Genomic DNA, 21,717 nt, shown 5'->3' on the forward strand with positions numbered 1-21,717 from the left:
GGAGGGCCTTTGTGTCAATCACAAGCAGGTATACCACATTTGCCACCTTAATTATGCGAACCGTCTTTGTTCATCAAGTAAGTTAATAGCCAATATAATTTAACATAATATACATTATGCGCACCAGGATGCATTTATGCAGATTGTGTGGCATTGAGCTTTCCGTTACCCGTCCTCAGAATGCATAACTATTTTTCTGCCAGATGCCTGCATTGCTGCCTGATGCCATTAAAAATACTGTCAGCAAGTTCCTGCGGATACGTCTGCGGAAGTTTCGCAAGGCTGTCGCGATTTCTGATGCAGAAAGCGGACGATATTTTACGGAATATAAATCTGTGGGCTCCTCGTCTTCATGCAGAAGTTGTATCGCGCCCACGCAGTCTTTTCCCAGCTCTGTCAGCAGGTCAAAAGGTTCAAGACTTTCTGCCTGATAGCGCATCGCCAGGCGTCGGCGTATTCCTTCACTGTCGGGTAATAAATTATCAAAATAGTCGCGGACAATATTCCCGCGCCAGGCTTGATTACCGGGTGTAAAAGGAAGGGACAGTGATAAAGGCCTGCCCTGCCCGTCAGCAATCCATTCCGGCAGATAGCGCAATAAATCTTCCCCTCTGCTTTTCTCCCAGAATCCGACGTGGATGCCGTTCATCCATAGTGCTAAACGCGGCTTTCTCCTGCTCATATCGTTACCATTTCTCCTGCCGTGCAGGTGAATTTAAATCTGAATTTCCCTCCGCCTGCCTGTTCTCTGAGTCAAGGGCCGCTGAGGAAAAGCTAATTTCGACACCCAGGACGGAAAACACCTTAAACAGACGCTCTATGCTGGCGCTGGCAGGATTGGCCTCCAGACGGGCGTAAGTCTGCTGCGTTACGCCTAACCTTTCGGACACCTCTTTTTGCGTCAGGCCATGCGCTTTGCGAAAACCAAGGAGTAATGGACGCAGCTGGTTAAGCGTTTTTAACGGGTAAACATTTTTCATAATAAGGAGGCCACTTTAACGGGAGCTGATACAACTCTCAGGCTGTATTCCGAAGATACACCCTACAGGCTGTTTTATCAATATTACAGCCTGAAAGCTGTTAATGAAGGGATACGACTTTGAAGCGGTAAGACAATGAGATGACTTTGGAATATCGCCGCTCTTCATTTAACATAATTACGCCCGCCTGGCGCGGACGTTCATTTCAGCATGCTGCACAGTTACCGGCGTTGACGCTTTACGCTGACGAAGCTGCGCCATCACCGGATCCCTGGCTTTCCTGCCAGTGCGTTTTACAGCGCGCTTTCGCTTCACCGGGGAGATCGCGTAGTTCTGGCAGGCCGTCACTGGATCCATAATCCATGGTAGACGACGCTGCTTTTTGCTCCTCCCGGGCCGCAAACTCAAGCGTTTCATCAAGTTTGATCCACTCGCCTTGATCTTGCCGGTAAATCAGCGCATAGGCAGGTCTTTGCTCATCATCGCCATAAATCTCATACTTCTGAGCGGTCGCACCATCATTGCCAAACTCCAGCGTATCAATAAGTATTGGATCAGCCATTACCTTCTCCTCTTTGCGTTAAGAGCTGAGATTTAAGTTTAGCTAAAGTTAACATTCCGGCACGCCTGCATCTTAAACCTTTATGATGAACCGCTGACCGGCAACTCCCAGATTTGAGCGCCCCATAAAAAAAACCATCTTCTATACTGAGTTACGTTCAGTGAACTTTGCCGCTGCGCATGTCAGCTGCAAAATTCACCGATACACCCTTGTTACTCTTTTTTTATTTTTGATGGGGACTTCCTGGATGTTACAAACTCAATCCTCGCGCACCGGCAGCTGGCTGCTGCTGCTGGCTGCCGTGATCGGCTTCGTCGTCGCGTTATACGCCTGGCTGACGCCGCTTACCGGCGTCACCGGTACTATCGGCGCACTGGGCGTGGCTATCGACTGTGTCGTGGTGGCGCTACTGGCCTTTGCTATACGTGCCGTATCCCGCCGCGGTATGCGCATTTTTCTGGTGATTATTACGCTGATCATGCTGGTCGGTATTGGTTTTGCAGCAGCGCTGCTGCACCAGTACATCATTACGGCCGCAATGGTAGTCGGTCTCATTGGTTTGATCATGATGAGCCGCAACCCCGTGCATCACAACCATCGCGTAAAAGTCTGAGGAATCGCCCGTGTATAACGATAAACACTATCCCTTAATGAAAGTCAGCATGACGGCGCTGGCGCTACTGGTCGCGCCCCTCTCCCTTCAGGCGCAGGACAAAGCCGCTGAAGCCTCGATGGGAACACAGGAAAAAGTGAACGTGGACGCAGCGGATCAGCAAGATCCCGGCACCACAAAAACCACTGACGAGGCGTCTTCCGGTCAGTCAGACGGCCAAAAAGTTGAATCTGCCGGCAATCCGGCGACATCTCTGGTGCCGTCTTCCGCCACCTGGGACAGCTTCCACGGCCAGCTTAACGCCCAGAAATATAGCCCGCTGACGCAAATCACGGCGGAAAACGTCGGTAAACTGAAGAAAGTCTGGGAGTTCCATACCGGCGATGTGTCGGATGGCAAAGGCGATACGCCTGCCACCGTCTGGTCAGCCACGCCGATTTTCGCCAACGAAACGATCTATATCGGCACACCCTTTGATCGTCTGATTGCCCTGGATCCAGGCACCGGCAAAGAAAAGTGGCACTATGACACCAAATCTTCCCGCAAAGCGCTGACGCAGCCGGTACTGAAAAACCGTGGAGTCTCTTACTGGCAGGCAAAAAATCCGGTCGCCGGAGAGGCCTGTCAGAAGATCGTCTATATGGGTACGGTGGATGGCAAACTCTTTGCGCTGGACGCCGATTCCGGTAAGCCGTGCGAAGGCTTCGCTGATAAAGGCGTGCTGGATATTAATCAGTGGAACACGGTAAACGCCAAATATCCGCTCTCAATACTGCAACCGCCAACGGTCGTCGGTAATCATCTGCTGGTTGGCTGGGCCGGTAAAGACTGGGCCTATGCCGAAGCGCCTCCGGGCAGCGTGTTCTCATTTAATGCGCAGACCGGCGAGCGTGAATGGACCTTTGAAGCGATCCCGGAAGAAACCCGCAAACGTACCGGTACCGCCAACGTCTGGACGCACATGTCTGCCGATGAAGCCCATGGTCTGGTCTATCTGCCGGTCTCCTCTCCTTCCCCTAACTACTGGGGCGGTAACCGCGTCGATCCGATCCCGCTCGGCACTTCCACCACGGCGCTGGACATTAACACCGGTAAAGTGGTCTGGTCACGCCAGTGGGTGCATCATGATGTGTGGGATTATGATATCAACTCCGCGCCGACGCTGATGGATATTACCGTTGACGGCAAACAGATCCCGGCGCTGATCCAGGCGACCAAACAGGGCTTCCTGTTTGTGGTAAACCGTCTGACCGGCGAGGATGTCTGGCCAATCGAAGAGCGTCCGGTGCCGCAGGGCGATGGTTCGGTGCAGGGCGAAGTGCTTTCGCCAACGCAGCCGTTCCCGACCAAACCCGCCCCGCTGCTCGATCAATCGAAAAAGCCGGAAATCTGGAAACTGGCGGATATGGTGGGCGCGGGCCAGTGCTCCCGTCTGTGGGATAACCTGACCTATGAAGGCATGTATACGCCGCCAACCACTAAAGGCGAAGGCGCCCTGACCTATCCGGACAGCGCTGGTGGCGTGCAATGGGGCGGCGTGGCATTCGATCCGCAAAAACAGATCGCCATCGTCAACACCTCGCACATTGTGCAGTATGTGAAGCTTTACAGCCGCGAAGATTACGATAAAGCGGATAAAGGTTCCGGTAACGAAAGCGGTTTCGCACCGCAGGAAGGCGCGCCTTACGGTATGCGTCTGATGGTGGCGAATAACTGGCTGGGTATGCCGTGCTGGCAGCCGCCGTTCGGCGAAATCGTCGCGCTGGATATGCATACCGGTGATGTGAAATGGCGTCGTCCGGTTGGCGCGTCTCAGCAGTACGGCTTCTTTATGCCGGAAAGCTGGGGCTCACCGACTATCGGCGGTCCGGCTGTCACCGCTGGCGGCGTGGTCTTTATCGGCGCCTCGATGGATGCCAAAGTTCGCGCCTACTCGGTTGAGAGCGGTGAAGAGCTGTGGTCCGATCAGGTGGAAGCCCCTGCGGTAGCGAACCCATCGGTCTATGAATATAAAGGCCGTCAGTATGTGGCGTTCGTGGCAGGCGGGAATACTATCCTGAAGGATCAGGTTGGCGATCAGGTCGTGGTCTATGCGCTGCCTGAATAACGGCGGATAAATCCTGCCGCTAAAATAATAAAAACCCGCTCATGGCGGGTTTTTTTATCACGTTCACTTATCTGCTCAGGCTTATACCGTCATCGCTGTCGTAAGCGTCAGTGCGATTTTCGCGGTTAAAGCGCGGTAACGTTAGCCGCTGCCGGGCCTTTAGCGCCATTCTCAACAGAGAACTCAACTTTCTGGCCTTCATCCAGGGTCTTATAATCGTTACTCTGAATAGCGGAAAAATGTACGAATACATCTTTGCTGCCGTCGGCCGGGGTAATGAAGCCGAAACCTTTTTCAGAGTTAAACCATTTTACTAAACCAGTCATTTTATTAGACATAGATACTTCCTTTAATTTTTGAGCCACACGTCGTGGCGAACATGGCCTGTTGCAGATGATGACTTATTGGGCGCTTAGGAGGAGGCTCATGCAGAAGAGTATCTTTGGATAACGCTTGAAATGAGGACTGCTTTACTAAAACTGCTTTCATAAGGTCTGTATGCCAAACCGATGACGCATAGTGGACTGTTAAGGATAAATAAGCAAGATTACTTTTGTCAGTGATTTGAAAAGGGAATTTACAAATGCGCCATGCCGAGCTGTTATCAGCCCCGACCGGAACGGCCAGGGCAGACGGTATATTGTTGCCCTACTTCCATTTAGCCCAGGGATTCTCCCCAGGCGCTGCTACGCTTTTTTCACCCAGCGTGCTGACGTACAAATCTTCCACCTCTTTGCGCGCCCAGGGCGTGCGGCGCAAGAATTTCAGGCTTGATTTGATACTCGGATCTTTTTTAAAACAGTTGATATTGATGCGCGCGGCCAGTTCTTCCCAGCCAAAACGGGCGACCAGATCGGTCAGTAAGGCTTCAAGTGTGACGCCGTGCAGCGGGTCTTTGGAAACATGCTCTGCCATGGTGATCCCGAAGAAAGAAAAAATCCTGCTCACCATACTGTCCGGCGCGGCGTAATGCAATTGTTGCGCAAGGCACTCACGGGTTAAAGCACGGCAACAGGATGCCGGAAACCGGAGAAGCCTGCTCCTCCGGTATTTGGTTTAGCTGAATAACCGCAGCAGATAATCAAGAATCAATGACGGCAGCGTAAAGTCCGGATCCGCAAAGGTTACGCCTTTCGCGCCCAGCTGCGAGAAGATAGGTAATGTCAGCGCCGGTAATACGCACAGCAGTAATCCGTTAATGCTGCTGGCGATCACCGCGCCACGGAATCCCCCGGTGGCATTACCAAAGATAGCCGCCGCACCGCCGGTGATAAAACTCGCCATGATCCCCGGCACGATAATCGGCAGACCGATAAAGGGGAACAGGAAGATACAGACCAGCTCAACCGCAAAGCTGATGAGGAAGCCAATCAGCGTGGCGTTTGGCGCTTTGGTGAATAACACCATCACATCCACCGCCGGGACGGCCCCAGGCGCAAATACACGGGCAAAACCTTTAAAGGCCGGGACGATCTCTGCGGTAAATAAATTTACCCCGGCTTTAGCCAGATACAGGCCGCAGGCAAATGTCGCCGACTGCTCCAGCACAAAAATAACTACGTTCTTATCCCCTGCCCCTGCGCCATACACTACGGTCATTGCATCCTTAATCTGCGGCTGGGTGGCAAAAATGCAGGAGATAAGCAGCAGCACCAACATTGTTAACAAGGTTGCAATATTTGGCTCACGAATAAAATCAAATTTATTACTGATATTTAAGTGTTCGGTATCGCTATTTTTGTTACCGAACCATTTCCCCATATAAGAACCAATAACATAAGAAGAAATAGCCGCATGAGAAATAGCGTATTCATTGGAACCGATGATTTCACGACTAAAGCGGCTCAGGATAAATGGCGATACCGCCATATAAGTGCCGATAAGCAGCGACGCAATGATAATCATCATGGTATGACTGAAACCGAACTGCATCAGCACCGCTGTGATGGCAAATGCCATAAACAACACCAGATGCAGCGACAGGTAAATGTACTTACAACGGGTAAAACGGGCCAGCAGTATATTTAAAATCATGGAAAACAAGAGGATAAGCGCAGCGATTGAGCCCAGCTTATCAATGGTAGCCGCCATGATGGCTTCGTTGCTGGGCACCACCCCAACGATGTTAAAGGCATTAGAAAACAGCGAGCTAAAAGCCGTCAGCACTTTCATTAAGATGCTGCCGCCCACTTTGATCATCGTAAAACCAATAAAAGATAAAAAGGTTCCTGTAATTAAACGGGAAATAGAGGCTTTTTGAAATAACAATCCCAGAAAGGCGACGATTGCTATGATAACGGCGGGCGTTTTAACAAGCCCTAAAAGTATATCCATTATTCTCATCCCAGTAGGTACGACTGATTACACCATTATTTTTGGGTTTCCATGCAAAGAACCCGCCGGGATACTAGCACTGCCGATTGTCGCAGATCTGCTAGCCACGTCACAGTTGAAATAATATATATATTAAATTAAAACAATATTTCATTTACAGATGGTGCTGGTTGTTGGGATATTTAGGCAGGATGGTTAAACTATTGTTACGCCCACTGAGGTTTTATTGAAGGGCTATAAAACGTCGCCCAAAAAAAGCATGCCGTCGGGCATGCTTTTTCGGGGTAAGAAAATGCTTATGGCGCTGGCGACACCACAAAAGCACGATCTCGGCCTTTGATTTTTGCGGCATACAGCGCGGAATCCGCGCCCTCTTTTATTATCCGCGCATCGTCATCAGTGCCGGTGCCCGTCATGCTGAAGCAGCCCGCGCTGATGGTCACTACTTTGCGCCCGGTGGAGGAATGTTCGTGTTTGATATGCGCATAGCGCACCGCATCCACCGCATTTTGCGCCAGCATAAAGGCTTCGCGGAGATCGGTCTCCGGCAGGACGATAGCGAATTCTTCGCCGCCGTAACGGGCGATCAAATCACTCTGCCGCAGATTCAGCTTCATCAGTATTTCGCCAACCTGACGCAAACAGTTATCGCCCGCCACGTGGCCGTAGTGATCGTTGTAGCGTTTGAAGAAATCGATATCGATCATGATCAGCGACACGGGCCGTTGCGTATGCACCGACGTTTTCAGCGCCTGGGCAAGGAACAGATCAAACTGGCGACGGTTCGCCAGCCCCGTCAGGCCATCTGCCAGCGCCATGGTCTGTAAGGTGTGGTTGATGCTGGTCAGCTCATCCCGCAACATGGTCAGCTCCGCCTGATCGCGTACGTTGCGTCTCACCTGGCGGAAAACCAGCGCCCCCATAATGACCGTGCCCAGCAACAGCATCGCGTTGAGGATGATATCCGGTAGGCTTTCCGTGAGCCAGCTTTGCCACAGCGCCGGTTTGTCATACCCCGCCGCCACAACCAGCGGGAATCGTTCCAGGCGCGCGTAGCCATAAATCCGTTCTACTTTATCGAGCGCTGACAGCCAGGTGGCGTTGCCGCGATCGTGTTTCGGGAGTTCACGGGTGAATAACGGGCTGACAGAGAGATTGCGGTTAATGACGTTGTCATCAAATGGCCTGGCATAAAGTGCCGTGCCGTCGGTGCTCAGCAGCGCTAACAGATCGCGCGGCCCCAGCTCGAAGTAATTATAGAAGTGACGGAAATAGTCGAGTTTCACGGTGGCCAGCGCCACGCCGGCAAAGCCGCCGTAGGCGTCATTAATGCGCAGCGACACCGGAATAATCAGATCCCCGGTCGAACGGCTGCGGATCACATGCCCGATGTGCACGCTGCCGTGTCCGTTAGCGCGGTGATAAACAAAATATTCCCGATCGGCATTATTGGTAATGGCAGGCAGCTTGCCAAAAGAGGTCACGCGCATAAAACCCTGGGCGTCATAGACGAACAGGCCATGCAGCTGTGGCAGGCGCTCTTTGATATCGGCCAGAAAGCGGTTAAATTTAACCGGATCCATGCCGTTGATCCCGCTCTGCGGCACGTTACGACGGATATCACGCAGCGCCAGTTCCGCCTGTACGAAGGTATCTTCCGCCTGACGAGCCTGCGACACCGAAAGGTTGATTGCGCTGCGCTCCGTCTCTTTGATGGCGCGCTCCCAGGAACGGTTCAGCGTCCAGGCGCTGGTGGCGATGCCTGCGATTAGCAATCCGCTCATAAACAAGGTAATGCTGCGCCCCAGCGAAGAGTTGAGCGACAACGCACCCGCGATGTATTTACCGACGTTCACCGTTCCTCCTGCGCCCCGTCCTTTCTTTCAGTAAAGCACATAATGCAATGATTCATTAAAAGAATAAGGCGACATAATGCGCACCGCTATGCGCCAGTCAGAGCATGACCGCCCTGCCTGCGGCAAAATCTGGTCAGGTATCCGGGGCGCTTTAGGGCAAATTTATCACAGCAAAAATACATATTTAAAACATCGCATTAAAGTATTTACACGCCTGATTTACACCAGAAATTAAATAGATGGTTATGTGATGAGGATCAACTTACGGAATCAATATTTTTAAGGTTATGCCGTTAATAGCATTACCTTTTATCACTAAGTTACTCCTATGAAAAAATATGCACAGTCAACGGTCTTAACCAAATTATTAACCGGCTTTTCAATTCTGATTACCATGATGTTGTTACTGGGCGTGGTGGCTATTTATCAGCTCAACGTCAGTAATGAGAATATTGATGCTTTTCGCGATAATCGCATGCCGGGGGTGCGTTCTTCCCTTGAAATGCGTGGCGTGTTATCGGAAATGCGCTTACAGCAGATCCAGTACATCAGCTCCACAACGCCCGCCGAGCGGGAAAAGCACCGCCTTGAGCTGCTGCAAAATCAGGATATTTTTCTCAATGCGCAGCAGCGCTATGCCCGTCTGACGTCCCATATGACGCCGGAAATGCAGGCGCTGTTTTCTCAGGTGGTCAATAACTTCACACAATTTGTCGATGTGAATGCAAAAGTTATTGAGGCGGTAAATGCAGAACGTTTGCAGGAGGCCAGCCAAATAAGCGGCGCGGTGTCGGCGAAATATCGCACACAGCTGATGAAAGATTTAGCCACGCTGGTGGATATGGAAATTGCCATTGGCGATCGGGCCAGTCAACAAGCCGCCGACGGATATAAACAGGCGTTGTCTGTGCTGTGCGGTTTATTGATCCTCGCACTGATAGCCACCGGCATTATCGCCGCCTGGATTTCCCGTAACCTTGCCCGGCAACTGGGCGGTGAACCGGGTTATGCGGTGGAAATTATGCAGCAAATTGCCGCCGGTAAGCTGGCCACTCAAATTAATCTGAAAGAGCAGGATCAGCACAGTCTGCTGGCGACGATTAAATTTATGAATGGCAAGCTGGCGGAAATTATTCACGGCATCATCAACGGCAGCGAGTCTATCTCCCATGCCGCCAGTGAGATCGCCATGGGCAACAGCGATCTGTCACAGCGCACCGAAGAACAGGCCGCCTCGCTGGTACAGACCTCTGCGAACATGCAGCAGATCACCGAAAACGTGAAAAGTAACGCCGAGAACGCCTACAAAGCCAGCGAGCTGGCGCGGCAGACCTCGCAAACCGCCGTCAAAGGCGGCAAAGAAGTCCAGGATATGCTCCAGCGGATGCATCAGATTGCCGACAGTTCACAAAAAATTGTCGATATTATTTCCGTGATCGAGGGCATCGCTTTCCAGACCAATATTCTGGCGCTCAATGCCGCCGTGGAAGCTGCGCGGGCCGGAGAACAAGGCAAAGGCTTTGCGGTGGTGGCCGGTGAGGTGCGAAATCTGGCGCAGAAAAGCGCCGAAGCGGCTAAAGAGATCAAAACGCTGATCGATGGCACGGTAGAGAAAATCACTGAAGGGTCGCGCTATGCGGATACGGCCAGCCGGGCCATGGAAGACATCGTCAATTCGGTGAACAAAGTGACCAACATTGTGGCGGAAATCTCCTCGGCATCCCATGAGCAACACCAGGGTATCCGCGAGATCAGCGTTGCCATTGACCAGATGGATCAGGTGACGCAGCAGAATGCCGCGCTGGTTGAACAGGCTGCGGTGGCCGCCCTTTCCATGACTGAGCAAAGTGAACAGTTGCGCCATTCGGTGCGCTTCTTCCAGCTCCCGGCCAGCTAACGCATCAAGGGGGCGCAGGCCCCCTTTTCATGATCAGGGTAAATCGGTAACAAGAGAGAGGTCGTAAGCGGTGGCGAATACCGCAACGCAGGCGACCAGCACCACTATCATCTGAACGATTCTTTCCATTGCGCGTTCCTCCTCTGTTCAGGACTCATCTTAGGACCAATGCAACCGAAATGCTAAGTAAATGTCGCGCAATTGTTTCATTGCGAGGCGATTACGTCGCTGAAGCCACAGTTCATTGAACTAAAGAGACAATGGATGTTGTAACTACATAGTGAGAAGTAAAAACCCGGCCGCAGCCGGGTCATTGTTAACCGGTTATCAGCACAGCGGCTTAACCGCCTCGCGCATACCACGTAACAGGATGGCGTCCAGATCCAGCGACACCTGCTCGACCAGACCTGATACCTGCGTCAAATCCTGCTCCCAGTGATCGGTAACGGACAACACGGCTTTGACCAGTTCGCTGGTGCTCAGCTGGCGATCGCCATGCTGTGCCCACAGTTGCTGATAACGCTCGATCCAGTGGGCATCATCCTGGACCGGATAGGTTTCGCCGTCACGCTCGCCGCGATAAAAAGCAATCAGCGCCGCCAGCGCAAAGGTCAGGCGCGCCGGGAGTTTACCGCTGGCCTTCTGCCCTGCCAGCAGCTGCGGCAGAATACGCGTGCGGAATTTGGTCATGCCGTTAAGGGCGATGGACAGCAGCTGATGTCTGATATAGGGATTGCGGAAGCGTCCGGTAACGGCGCTGGCAAAGGTTTCCAGCTCATCGCGCGGCAGATCCAGCACCGGAATGATCTCTTCATAAATAGCCTTCTCCACGAACGCACAAATCTGGCTGTCGTTCATCGCCTCCCCTACGGTGTCGATACCCGCCTGGTAAGCCACCGGCACCAGGGCGGTATGCGCGCCGTTAAGGATCGCCACTTTGCGCTCTTTGTACGGTTTGATGTCGTCCACAATCAGCACGTTGAGCGGGAATTTATCCAGGCGCAGTTCAGACGCCAGAGATTTCGGCCCCTGAATAACAAACAGGTAAAAATGCTCGGCGGTATCGAGGAAAGCATCGTGATAGCCCAGCTCTGCTTCGATGCTGGCCACTTCATCACGGGGATAACCGGTCACGATGCGGTCCACCAGGGTGGAACAGAAGGCATTGGCGCTGTCCAGCCACTGCACGAAAGCGGCCGGTAACGCCCACTCCTGCGCATAACGCAGCACCAGTTCACGCAGCGCGTCGCCGTTATAGTCAATCAGCTCGCACGGCACGATCACCCAGCCTTTATCCGCCGCGCCGTTAAAGTGGCTGAAGCGTTCGAACAGCAGGCGGGTCAGTTTCGCCGGATAGCTGACCGCAGGGGCATCTTCAAACTTGTCGCCCGCATGGTAGCTGATGCCTGCTTCAGTGGTGTTAGAGAACACAAAACGAATGTCCGGGTTGTGCGCCAGCTTCAGGAACTCATCGTACTGCGTGTAAACGCTGATTTCGCGGTTCACGGAACGGATCAGACGCGCATCGCTGACGGCTTCACCTTCGTCATTAAGACCACGAATGATGGTGGTATACAGCCCATCCTGCGTGCTCAGCGACGGCGGAAAATCACTCTGGATCGGACGAACAATCACAATACCGGCGTCAAGGTCGGTATTTTCGTTCAGCAGATCGATTTGCCAGTCAACGAATGCGCGCAGGAAATTCCCTTCGCCGAACTGAATAATACGTTCCGGGTACTGGGCTCCGGGAAAATCGCGACGATTGATCGTTTTCACAATGGGTTCCTTATTGATTAGTCATACAACCTGGGAAGATTGGTGTGATAACTTACCAGACTTTACGACCATGAAACCCTGTTTTGATCAATTGCAGTCGTTAAATTGCGTTGGATGTTAAATTCTTATAAAAAATTGTCGTCCCCGTCACAGTTCCGTCCGGCATCTGAGCATAGCCAGGGATTTCCCCCACGCGTTCCCAGCCGCTGCGGGCATAGAAAAACTCCGCGTCGCTGCCGGTGGCGGTGTCGAGAACCAGCAGGGTTTTGCCATTTTTTTTAGCAATATCATCAAGATTATCCATCAACTGCCGCGCCACGCCCTGGCGGCGTGCAGATTGGTGAACCAAAAGTTTGGCGACATCGGCGCGGTGTGGCTGATTGGGGGGTTGATCGAGGATAATCTGTGCCGTGCCGATGATGCGAAAGTCGGCATTCTCAGCAATCAGCACGGCGCGCTCGCCGCGGCCCACACTTTCCGCCACGCCCTGCCAGAAGTGCATGGCCGTGTCGCGGGTGATGGGCAGCATAAAGCTGACGGACGCCCCGCCGCGCACGCAGTCTTCGAGCACGTCACAGAGTTCGTCAATTCGCTGGATAATTTCATCGCGCCCGAGCGGGCGGCAGAGGACAGTAGTGATCATCATGTTTTCCTTTTCAAAATGATCACTATGCTGATAACAAATATTTAACGCAACGGCGCTGCGATAGCGTTTTCTTATGGCTACCAATCAACGTGCTAACGGTTTTTTTCTTTCATGGCGTACATCCGATCGTCCGCCGTTTTCAGCCAGCTTTTCATATCCGGCATCGCCTGGTGATCGTATTCGCTCAGCCCCCAGGAGAACGACAGTTTCCAGGGCTTTTGTGAGAACGCATTAAAGGCTTCCGCCTGCTCAACCAGGTGCGTCATCGCCACCCAGGCGCCGTCTTCGCTGGTATCGGAGAAGAGCACCGCAAATTCATCCCCGCCAAAGCGCACCAGCAAATCTGCCTCGCGGAAGCTCTCGCGCAACAGATTTGCCACTGCCTTCAGGGCATTGTCGCCCTCCTCATGGCCCCAGGTATCGTTGATGTATTTGAAGCGGTTAAGATCGATCCACGCCAGGGTTAACGGCTCCGCCCGACGCCGGGCGGCGGTAATGGCGAATTTCGCGAGGTTTTCAAAGCCACGGCGGTTATACAACCCGGTCAGCTCGTCGGTGGTGGCCACGCTGATGGTGGCGAACTCATCCTCCACGATGGCGGCGAAATCTTTCAGTACCGCAAGTTCCGCAGGGGTAAATTCCCGCGGCTGGCGATCGATAATGCAGAACGAGCCGACGTTGGATCCATCCGGCACGCGCAGCGGATAACCGGCGTAGAAGCGGATGAAAGGCTCGCCGGTGACCAGCGGGTTTTCACTAAAACGTGGATCCTTAAGGGCATCCGCCACCACCATCGGCATATCGCTGAGAATGACGTGACCGCAAAAGGAGATTTTCCGCTCCACCCGGCCATCGGGGATGCCGTCGCAGGAGATAAAGTGCAGCGCATCAGCCCCCACCAGACTTACCAGCGCGATGGGCACATTAAACATTCTTTTCGCAAGACGGGTCAGCCTGTCGAAGCGTTCCCGGGAAGCCGTTTCCAGCAAACCGGACTCGTGCAGCGAGGCCATCCTTTGCGATTCATTTGGGGGGATTTCAGGGTGTTTCATAACGCACTCTTCTCGCCAGACATGCATAAAGTCTAGTTCATTCAGCGCGTTTGTCAGTGACAGTAGATCTGGTTCTTGCCTTCACGCTTGGCGCGGTAAAGCGCATCGTCGGCGGCTTTCAGCCAGTCTGTGACGTCGTCCATCGCCGGGGTGGCGCTGGCGATGCCAATACTCAGCGTCGTGCGGAATGAAATATCCGCGCCAATGGTCATCACCGACGCGCCGTCCATAATGCGTGTAGCCACAATATAGGCTTCGTCCAGGGTAGTATCCGGCAACAGGATGACAAACTCATCGCCCCCCAGCCGCGCCGGGGTATCGGTTTGCCGCGTCGCCGCATGCAGAATTTTTGAGACCGTCACCAGCAGCGTATCGCCGACTTTATGCCCGAACCTATCGTTCACCTCTTTGAAGTTATCAATATCAATAAACATCAGTATTGAGCTGCGGCAGCGCTGGTTGAGGGTATCCAGCTCATGCGTAATACGTTTTTCCAGCAGGCGACGGTTCGCAATATCCAACAGCGGATCCATCATGGCGATGCGCTCCAGCTCGCGGCTTTTCAGCCGCAGCTTGCGGCTAATGGCGTCGGTCAGCACGCTCAGCGCCAGCATATAAATCGCCACCAGCGGCAGCGTGGCGAACATGGTGCGCTGGGAAACCTGCGGTTCAAAAGGCATACCACTTATCAGCCAGGCGAACAGGCCTGTTGCCACCAGCGCGATGGCGGCTTTACGCAGCAGTTTCAGGCCGCCTGCCGCCAGTCTGTCCGACAGCAGAATAGTGGCGATCACCACCGATGGCAGCGGATTCAGCGCCATCATGGCGATCCAGAAACCACCCGCTCCGGCATCCAGCAGCAGATTCTGATGTTCGGTATTGTGCGGCGTGGCAGAACGCCGGGCGCGGAGAAACGCCAGGCCGGGCCAGACAAACGCGTTGACGCCCAGCAGCACCATCAGCCACAGCGGTTGATGATGTTCCACCAGTACCGAGAGAACAGGAAAAAAACAGAGTAGCGTACCGAGCATACGCATCAGATACATGCGGCGAACAAATCGCAGACCAGTCACCCTGGCGTTAATATTCAGTTTGTCCGATCCGTTCATGCCGCATGTCTCACCAGGTTTACCCGGCCATATTATTGACGCCGAAAATACCTGGCAAGTTATTTAACAGTCATATCAATAAAGTCTGCGCACCGCCCTGCACGCTGACGCGATTACGCCCGGCCTTTTTAGACTGATAGAGATATTCATCGGCTTCATTGAGCAGACGATTAAAGGTTTCGGTGCGCTGCCAGAATTCGCTCACCGCATGACTCAACCCGATACTGACGGTCAGCGAGAGCGTCTGTTGCCGCCAGCGAAAACGATGCTGCTCGATACTCTGACGGATCGTTTCCGCCAGTTGCAGCGCCTGCTGCTCATCCGGCACGCTAGCGATCACCGCAAACTCCTCCCCGCCCATCCGCGCCACGTTACCGGCATTACCCACCACCTGTTGCACTTTCTGCGCCACGGCAGTGAGGATCTTATCCCCGCATTCGTGACCATAGTTATCATTAATGGTTTTAAAGTAATCAATATCCAGCAGCATCACCGACATCGGGCGCGGGGCATGGTTAATTTTCTCCTGTTGACGCAGGAGTTCATACAGACCAGAGCGGGAATAGACCTGGGTGAGGAAATCGAAATCGGCGCGCAGAGATACCTGCTTCATTAACGCATTAATGGCATTCACGCTGACTGATACCATAATCGGGCAGATGGTCATGGTGGCGATCCCCAGACGCGCAGAAAACATCTGCGAGGTATGCAGTTTCGCGGACATGGAAATATTAATGATGGAGTTAGCCACCAGTATGATTTCCGCCGCGCCGGTGATCAGCGTCAGCAGCGCCGTGCTCAGCAGTGAATAGCGCACCGCGCACCAGATCAGCGCCGGCAGCGGAAACGCCAGGCTGCCCGCCCCGCCAATCACCACCGAGGCGACGATGCTCAGGGCCAGCGCCATCAGCGGCAGCAGGTGCTGCACCTTAAACGGAAGACGCAGCCCCGGCCAGGAGATCGCCAGAATACAGGGCAGGATCATCACGCCAGTGGAGAACTGCTCGCTGAACCAGTCGGCAAACAGCGGCCAGAACGCCTGAGTGTCAATACCCAGCGAACCAAAAGTCCCGCACAAGGCACACAGCACCGAGGCCAGCAGACAGTAATTAAACAGCCGCAGGGCGACAGAGAGCGCTTCCGCCTGCACGGGGACATGTTTGTCCCGCTGGACCAGCAGCGCAAAGGTGAGGATAAACACCATATTGGAGAAGTTAATCACAAACGAGGCCGGGCCCCAGTCGGTGGTCAGCCCGTCGTAGAGCATCATCGCGGTATAACAGATGGCGTAATTATGCAGGCGATTAAGCCAGGCGAAACGGGCAAAAATACCGGCCATCACCGCATTCAGCGGCCAGAACAGCGACAGCTCTTCCACCAGCCGCAGCATCGCGCCAATGGCGTAAAACAGCGTGGTGATCAGGAATATACAGACAGCGTTACGCAGCGGTTTATCTTCACGGAACAAACGAAAAGGCGTCATCACATCAGGGCGCATTAAATTAGTATTCCAGACAATCGCACAGGGCGAGCATAAGGTCAGAAAAAATGGTACAGGAGCTTAACATGTCCTTTACCATCTTAATCCTCTGACGCTTAATATTATCCGGGCTTATCTCTGCCGATCAGTAGACGGAGCGCCCCATATGTCTGGTCAATACTTCCAGCGCCGCAATGCCCGCCAGCGAATTCCCCGCCTCGTCCAGTTCCGGGCTCCAGACGGCGATCACCATTTCGTGAGGCACCACGGCGATAATCCCCCCGCCGACGCCGGACTTGGCGGGCAGCCCTACGCGCCAGGCGAATTCTCCGGCGCTCTGATACATTCCGCTGGTCGCCATCAGCGCATTCACCTGACGTGCCTGTAAGGGCGACACCACCGGCTCCGCAAGATGCGGCGCGCGCCCTTCGCAGGCGAGAAACAGAAAGGTCTTTGCCAGTTCGGCACAGTTCATCCGCAGCGCGCAGTAGTGAAAATAGTTTTGCAACACCGTGGTCACGTCATTATGAAAATTGCCAAAGGATTTCATCAGCCAGGCAATGGCGGCGTTACGGGCAGAATGTTCGAACTCCGAGCGGGCGACGGTCGCGTCATAGGCAATATCCGGCACATCGCTGAGCTTACGCACGATTTCCAGCATCCGCTGACGGGGCGCGCTGAGACGGCTTTGCAGCATATCGCACACCACCAGCGCACCGGCGTTGATAAAGGGATTGCGCGGGATCCCCTGCTCGATTTCTAACTGTAAGAGGGAGTTAAAGGGATGACCGGAGGGATCTTTCCCCACGCGCGACCAGAGTTCATCTTCCTGATAGTGATTCATCGCCACCACCAGACTCAGCACTTTGGAAATCGACTGAATGGAAAAGCGTTCATGGGCGTCACCTGCCGCGAAGTGCTGTCCGTTCACCGTACTGATGGCGATACCCAGCTTATTACCCTCCACCGAGGCCAGCGCCGGAATATAATCCGCGACTTTACCGCGCCCGATAAGCGGCCTGATCTGCGTCAGGATGGTTTCCAGTACATCGTTATCAATCATCGCCACAGTATGCTCCTTACACCCCGGCCATAAGAGGCCGGGAGTATAGCAGAGCCACCGTCAGGCGGGCAGACGAAAACGCGCCACCGCCTGCATCAATTGATGTGAATCATCATGGAGTTGCTGCGAGGCCATCGCCGCCGTGCTCACCAGCTCCCCGGTATGCCGCGCCACCTGATTCAGGCCATGCAGCTGACGGGTCATCTGGTGGATATTCTCCCCCTGATTCAGAGTGGCGGCGGAAATATCACTGAGCAGCGTACTCAGATGCCCCACCAGCCCCGTTACCTGTTGCAGATTATCTTCCAGACGCGTGACCGCCTGGGATCCGTCTTCAATGCCCTGTAATGAATGCTGGATCAGTTGCTGAATGGTCTGCGTGGAGTGACTGCTCTTACGTGCCAGCAGACCGACTTCTTTCGCCACCACCGCAAAGCCGCGCCCGTGATTTCCGGCATGGGCCGCTTCAATGGCGGCATTAAGCGCCAGAATATTGGTCTGAAACGCCACGCTGTCGATAATCGACACAATGCCGCGCATCTCTGCGGAGCGTTCGACAATGGCGCGCATGGAGGCATTCACCATATCCATCATGCGATCGCCCCCCGCCGCCACCTGTTGCGCCTCATCCGCCCGCTGGCTGGCAAGCTGCGCGTAGCCGGTATTGCCTTCAACGTGGGATTCCAGCGCCGCGATATGGGCCGTCACCTCATCCAGCTCTTTCGCCTGGCGCGCCGATTGCTGATACAGCTTCTGGTTGCCATCCGCCAGACGATTAATATGATCCACCATCGAGGCGGTGGCGTCGTTCACCTGCACAACCAGCTGCAACAGACCGTGCTGCATGGTGCTGATACTGGCGGCGAGCTGACCTACCTCACGGTTAAAATACGCCACCTGCGGCAAGGGCGTGGAGAGATCTCCCGCAGCCAGCAGATTGATATGTTTGATCAGCCCACGCAGCGGTGTGATCACCCAGCGGGACATGCCGAACCATACCGCCACGGCGATGGCCAGCAGCAGCGCCGGAGCCAGCAGATAGAGATCCTGTAGGCCGGTGAGACTGCCCATCAGCGCCTGACGCCCCTGCTCCGCCCGTTGCTGGCTGGCCTGCTGGTAGCGGGCAAAGTTATCGTTGAAATCCGCCTGAAAGGCCTGGGCGGGCACGGCAAAAAACGCATCGATGGACTGCGTGCGCGTCAGCCCGTCCGCCTGCTCTTTGATCGCGCCAAAGAACTGCTGATAGCTGTTGATCAGCCCGTCATCTTTTACCGGGTTCAGCGCCAGCCAGTCGTCCCAGGCCTTGTGGGAGGTGACCAGCGCCTGCTGCGCTTCCTCCATCAGACTGTGCCAGCTGCCGTCAGAGCCGGTGGCCTGATCCTGCATAAACCAGACGCCTGCGCGGTTTAACAGATCGCTTGCGGCCAGCAGCGCGATGCGTGATTCATCCAGTTTGACCTGCTGATGTTGCGCCAGCTGATTGCGCTGTTCGTTGTGCTGCGCTTCGTTAAGGGAGCGGGAGAGCAGCAGTGAGGAGGAGATCTGGAGGGCGGAAAACAGGCCGATCACGCAAAAGATACCGGCCAGCAAACCAAACTGCCGTGGAGTAAATCGCCGCGTCAGACGGCGGAAAATTTGCAATAAGTTCATGATATTCTTCTGTAACCTCACAATGGGCGCGAGTCTACAAAAGATAAATGACAGTACCATGACATTAACATCGCCATTGCCCGGCGGCGCGTTGCTTGCACGGGCCTACGGGCGGGCTACTGTAGGCCCGGTAAGCGTAGCGCCACCGGGCAAGCTCACCAGACGCGATCTTTCCATACCGTCTGCACATTACAAAACTCATGCAGACCAAAATGGGACAGCTCGCGGCCAAAGCCGCTTTTCTTCACCCCACCGAAGGCCACGCGGGCATCGCTGGCGCTGTAGCCGTTGATAAACACCCCGCCGCACTCCAGACGCGCCGCAAAACGGGCGGCACGATCTTCGTCACCGGTAAAGAGCGTCGCCGATAACCCGAAATCGCTGTCGTTAGCCAGCGCCAGCGCATGTTCTGCATCCTTCGCCACGGTGATCGCCGCCACTGGCCCGAACAACTCCTGACGAAACGCGGTCATCGCAGGCGTCACATTACCCAGTACGGTAGCCGGATAGTAATTTCCTGCCCCCGCTGGTTTCTCACCGCCGAGCAGCAGGCTCGCCCCTTCACGCAGGCTGGCCTGCACCTGCTGATGCAGCTCATCGCGCAGATCGAAACGCGCCATCGGGCCGAGATAGTTTTCTTCCACATCCGGCGCGCCCATTTTCAGCGCCGCTGCCGCGGTAACGAATTTCTCCGTAAAGGCAGCGGCAATCCCTTCCTCGACGATAAAGCGCTTCGCCGCCGCGCACACCTGTCCGGTATTCTGATAGCGTCCGGCGACGGCGGCTTTTACCGCCAGATCCAGATCGGCATCGTTAAGCACAATAAAGGGATCGGAACCGCCCAGCTCCAGCACGCATTTCTTCAGCGCCGCACCGGCCTGCGCGCCAATGGCCGCCCCTGCCCGCACGCTGCCGGTGACCGTCACCGCCGCGATACGCGGATCCTTAATGGCCTGGCTCACCCCCTCATTGGTGGCATTCACCTGGGCAAACACCCCTTCCGGCACGCCCGCCTCGCGGAAGATTTCCGCCAGCAGCTCAGCGCAGCCCAGCACGTTAGGCGCATGTTTCAGCAAATAGCTGTTACCGGCCAGCAGGATCGGCACCGCGCCGCGCAGCACCTGCCACACCGGGAAGTTCCACGGCATCACCGCCAGCACCGGGCCAAGGGGACGATACTCAATCACCGCCTGATTATTTTCCACCTGCGTCGGCTCCGTGCTGAGCATCGCCGGGCCGTGTTCCGCATACCAGTCGCAGAGATCCGCCGATTTTTTTACTTCGCCGCGCGCCTGCACAATGGGCTTGCCCATCTCCTGGCGGATGCGCTGCGCCATAGTTTCGCCGTGCAGACGCAGCGTAGCGCCCACCCTGCGCAGCATCCCGGCGCGTTGCTCAACATCCAGCTCGCGCCACTGGCGATAACCGCGATCCGCCAGCTCGACGGCGTTATTCACTTCTTCCGCGGTGGCCCACGGGCGGGCGGCCAGGGTTTCTCCGGTTGCCGGGTTGACGGACAGCGCATGAGTGACAGATGAAGGGGTCATAATTTTCTCTCTTTATGAATGTAAGACTTGCCCTATCCTGCCTGCCTCTGCTATTTCTGAAAACTGAATAATATTAACCACACTATTCACAAATCGAGAATGGCATGGATTTAACCCAGCTTGAGATGTTTAACGCCGTCGCCCGTACCGGCAGCATCACCCAGGCGGCGCAGCAGGTGCACCGCGTCCCGTCAAACCTGACCACCCGCATTCGCCAGCTCGAAGCGGATCTGGGGGTCGATCTCTTTATCCGCGAAAACCAGCGGCTGCGTCTGTCCCCCGCCGGGCACAGTTTTCTGCACTACAGCCAGCAGATCCTTGCGCTGGTGGATGAGGCGCGCAGCGTGGTCGCCGGTGACGAACCGCAGGGGCTGTTCTCCCTCGGCGCGCTGGAGAGTACCGCCGCCGTGCGTATTCCTGTCACCCTGGCGGAATACAATCAGCGCTATCCGCGGATCCAGTTTGACCTGGCGACCGGGCCGTCCGGCACCATGATCGACGGGGTGATCGACGGGCGGCTCAGCGCGGCCTTTGTGGATGGCCCGGTGATGCATCCGGGGCTGGAAGGCATTCCGGTGTATCGCGAAGAGATGATGCTGGTGGCCCCCGGCGGACATCCGCCTGTCACCCGCGCCGCTGAAGTGAACGGCATGAGCATCTACGCCTTTCGCGCCAACTGTTCCTACCGGCGGCATTTTGAAAGCTGGTTTCAGGCGGATCACGCCACGCCGGGTAAAATCCATGAGATGGAGTCCTACCACGGTATGCTTGCCTGCGTGATAGCCGGGGCGGGCCTTGCCCTGATGCCGCGCTCTATGCTGGAAAGTATGCCGGGGCATCATCAGATCAGCGCCTGGCCGCTGGCGGAGAACTGGCGCTGGCTGACCACCTGGCTGGTGTGGCGGCGTGGCGCGAAGACCCGGCCGCTGGAGGCGTTTATTGATTTGCTCGCGGAGCGCGGGACGGCGTCATAGGATTTTCCTATACGCCGGTTAGCGCATTGCGCTGACCCGGTCAGGAGCGATACTTTTAATTATCTTTT

At 54.9% G+C, this 21,717-nt stretch carries 19 protein-coding genes and 1 pseudogene; 5 read left to right on the plus strand and 15 right to left on the minus strand.

All coding sequences use genetic code 11. The annotated features are described in order from the left end of the window. Positions 1-271 precede the first annotated feature (271 nt). From ACQUTD_RS14340 to ACQUTD_RS14350, 3 genes and pseudogenes are all read right to left on the minus strand, one after another. Positions 272-682, minus strand: a pseudogene (locus tag ACQUTD_RS14340) (HipA N-terminal domain-containing protein); the annotation flags it as partial. A 4-nt stretch (positions 683-686) separates the two neighbouring features. After that, on the minus strand, positions 687-980 hold the full coding sequence (locus ACQUTD_RS14345) for a helix-turn-helix domain-containing protein (protein WP_473275683.1): 294 nt from the start codon (positions 978-980) through the stop codon (positions 687-689). Between the two features lie 238 nt (positions 981-1,218). Continuing rightward, positions 1,219-1,542, minus strand: coding sequence for a hypothetical protein (locus tag ACQUTD_RS14350; protein ID WP_318375942.1), 324 nt, complete (start codon positions 1,540-1,542; stop codon positions 1,219-1,221). A 247-nt stretch (positions 1,543-1,789) separates the two neighbouring features. On the opposite strand from ACQUTD_RS14350, the gene ACQUTD_RS14355 reads away from it, so the two are divergent. Beyond that, on the plus strand, positions 1,790-2,155 hold the full coding sequence (locus ACQUTD_RS14355; RefSeq protein ID WP_318362986.1) for a hypothetical protein: 366 nt from the start codon (positions 1,790-1,792) through the stop codon (positions 2,153-2,155). A gap of 10 nt (positions 2,156-2,165) precedes the next feature. Further along, complete coding sequence (locus tag ACQUTD_RS14360) at positions 2,166-4,262, plus strand: outer membrane protein assembly factor BamB family protein (protein WP_473275679.1); 2,097 nt, start codon at positions 2,166-2,168, stop codon at positions 4,260-4,262. Positions 4,263-4,387: 125 nt separating this feature from the next. Here the strand turns inward: ACQUTD_RS14360 and cspE are convergent, their stop codons facing one another. The 4 genes from cspE to ACQUTD_RS14380 all read right to left on the minus strand — a co-directional run bounded on the left by cspE (position 4,388) and on the right by ACQUTD_RS14380 (position 8,452). Next, positions 4,388-4,600 carry a transcription antiterminator/RNA stability regulator CspE gene (cspE, locus tag ACQUTD_RS14365; protein ID WP_072568448.1) on the minus strand — a complete coding sequence of 71 codons (213 nt, stop codon included), beginning with the start codon at positions 4,598-4,600 and terminating at the stop codon, positions 4,388-4,390. A 310-nt stretch (positions 4,601-4,910) separates the two neighbouring features. Beyond that, positions 4,911-5,177, minus strand: a complete 267-nt coding sequence (locus ACQUTD_RS14370) for a VF530 family DNA-binding protein (RefSeq protein WP_473275675.1) — start codon at positions 5,175-5,177, stop codon at positions 4,911-4,913. 141 nt (positions 5,178-5,318) lie between these two features. Next, a complete protein-coding gene (locus ACQUTD_RS14375) occupies positions 5,319-6,605 on the minus strand; it encodes a PTS ascorbate transporter subunit IIC (protein WP_318362989.1) in 1,287 nt (428 codons plus the stop codon). A gap of 287 nt (positions 6,606-6,892) precedes the next feature. Further along, the gene (locus tag ACQUTD_RS14380; protein ID WP_473275673.1) at positions 6,893-8,452 is read right to left on the minus strand and encodes a diguanylate cyclase; all 1,560 of its coding nucleotides are present in this window, start codon (positions 8,450-8,452) and stop codon (positions 6,893-6,895) included. Positions 8,453-8,528: 76 nt separating this feature from the next. On the opposite strand from ACQUTD_RS14380, the gene ACQUTD_RS14385 reads away from it, so the two are divergent. Both ACQUTD_RS14385 and ACQUTD_RS14390 read left to right on the plus strand, forming a co-directional pair. Further along, complete coding sequence (locus tag ACQUTD_RS14385) at positions 8,529-8,687, plus strand: hypothetical protein (protein ID WP_473275670.1); 159 nt, start codon at positions 8,529-8,531, stop codon at positions 8,685-8,687. A gap of 93 nt (positions 8,688-8,780) precedes the next feature. Further along, a complete protein-coding gene (locus tag ACQUTD_RS14390; RefSeq protein WP_473275668.1) occupies positions 8,781-10,349 on the plus strand; it encodes a methyl-accepting chemotaxis protein in 1,569 nt (522 codons plus the stop codon). A 327-nt stretch (positions 10,350-10,676) separates the two neighbouring features. Here the strand turns inward: ACQUTD_RS14390 and ACQUTD_RS14395 are convergent, their stop codons facing one another. The 8 genes from ACQUTD_RS14395 to sad form a co-directional block, all read right to left on the minus strand. Beyond that, on the minus strand, positions 10,677-12,128 hold the full coding sequence (locus ACQUTD_RS14395; protein ID WP_473275666.1) for a tagaturonate reductase: 1,452 nt from the start codon (positions 12,126-12,128) through the stop codon (positions 10,677-10,679). A 100-nt stretch (positions 12,129-12,228) separates the two neighbouring features. Continuing rightward, positions 12,229-12,771 (minus strand): GNAT family N-acetyltransferase, encoded by a 543-nt coding sequence (locus ACQUTD_RS14400; RefSeq protein WP_072568442.1) that lies wholly within the window; start codon positions 12,769-12,771, stop codon positions 12,229-12,231. Positions 12,772-12,866: 95 nt separating this feature from the next. Continuing rightward, complete coding sequence (locus ACQUTD_RS14405; protein ID WP_473275664.1) at positions 12,867-13,826, minus strand: diguanylate cyclase; 960 nt, start codon at positions 13,824-13,826, stop codon at positions 12,867-12,869. A gap of 53 nt (positions 13,827-13,879) precedes the next feature. Continuing rightward, positions 13,880-14,872: a diguanylate cyclase gene (locus ACQUTD_RS14410; protein ID WP_473276120.1), complete on the minus strand. Its 993-nt coding sequence runs from the start codon at positions 14,870-14,872 to the stop codon at positions 13,880-13,882. Positions 14,873-15,005: 133 nt separating this feature from the next. Further along, positions 15,006-16,433 carry a diguanylate cyclase gene (locus ACQUTD_RS14415; RefSeq protein WP_473275662.1) on the minus strand — a complete coding sequence of 476 codons (1,428 nt, stop codon included), beginning with the start codon at positions 16,431-16,433 and terminating at the stop codon, positions 15,006-15,008. Between the two features lie 127 nt (positions 16,434-16,560). Next, a complete protein-coding gene (glsB, locus tag ACQUTD_RS14420) occupies positions 16,561-17,478 on the minus strand; it encodes a glutaminase B (protein WP_318372883.1) in 918 nt (305 codons plus the stop codon). A 60-nt stretch (positions 17,479-17,538) separates the two neighbouring features. Further along, a complete protein-coding gene (locus ACQUTD_RS14425) occupies positions 17,539-19,128 on the minus strand; it encodes a methyl-accepting chemotaxis protein (RefSeq protein WP_473275659.1) in 1,590 nt (529 codons plus the stop codon). 155 nt (positions 19,129-19,283) lie between these two features. Continuing rightward, the gene (gene sad / locus ACQUTD_RS14430) at positions 19,284-20,675 is read right to left on the minus strand and encodes a succinate-semialdehyde dehydrogenase (protein ID WP_473275657.1); all 1,392 of its coding nucleotides are present in this window, start codon (positions 20,673-20,675) and stop codon (positions 19,284-19,286) included. Positions 20,676-20,779: 104 nt separating this feature from the next. Here sad and ptrR point away from each other — a divergent pair, with 104 nt between their 5' ends. Continuing rightward, positions 20,780-21,649, plus strand: a complete 870-nt coding sequence (gene ptrR, locus ACQUTD_RS14435; protein ID WP_072568434.1) for a putrescine utilization regulator PtrR — start codon at positions 20,780-20,782, stop codon at positions 21,647-21,649. Positions 21,650-21,717: the final 68 nt, after the last annotated feature.

This window comes from Enterobacter sp. K510 (genome assembly GCF_055804875.1).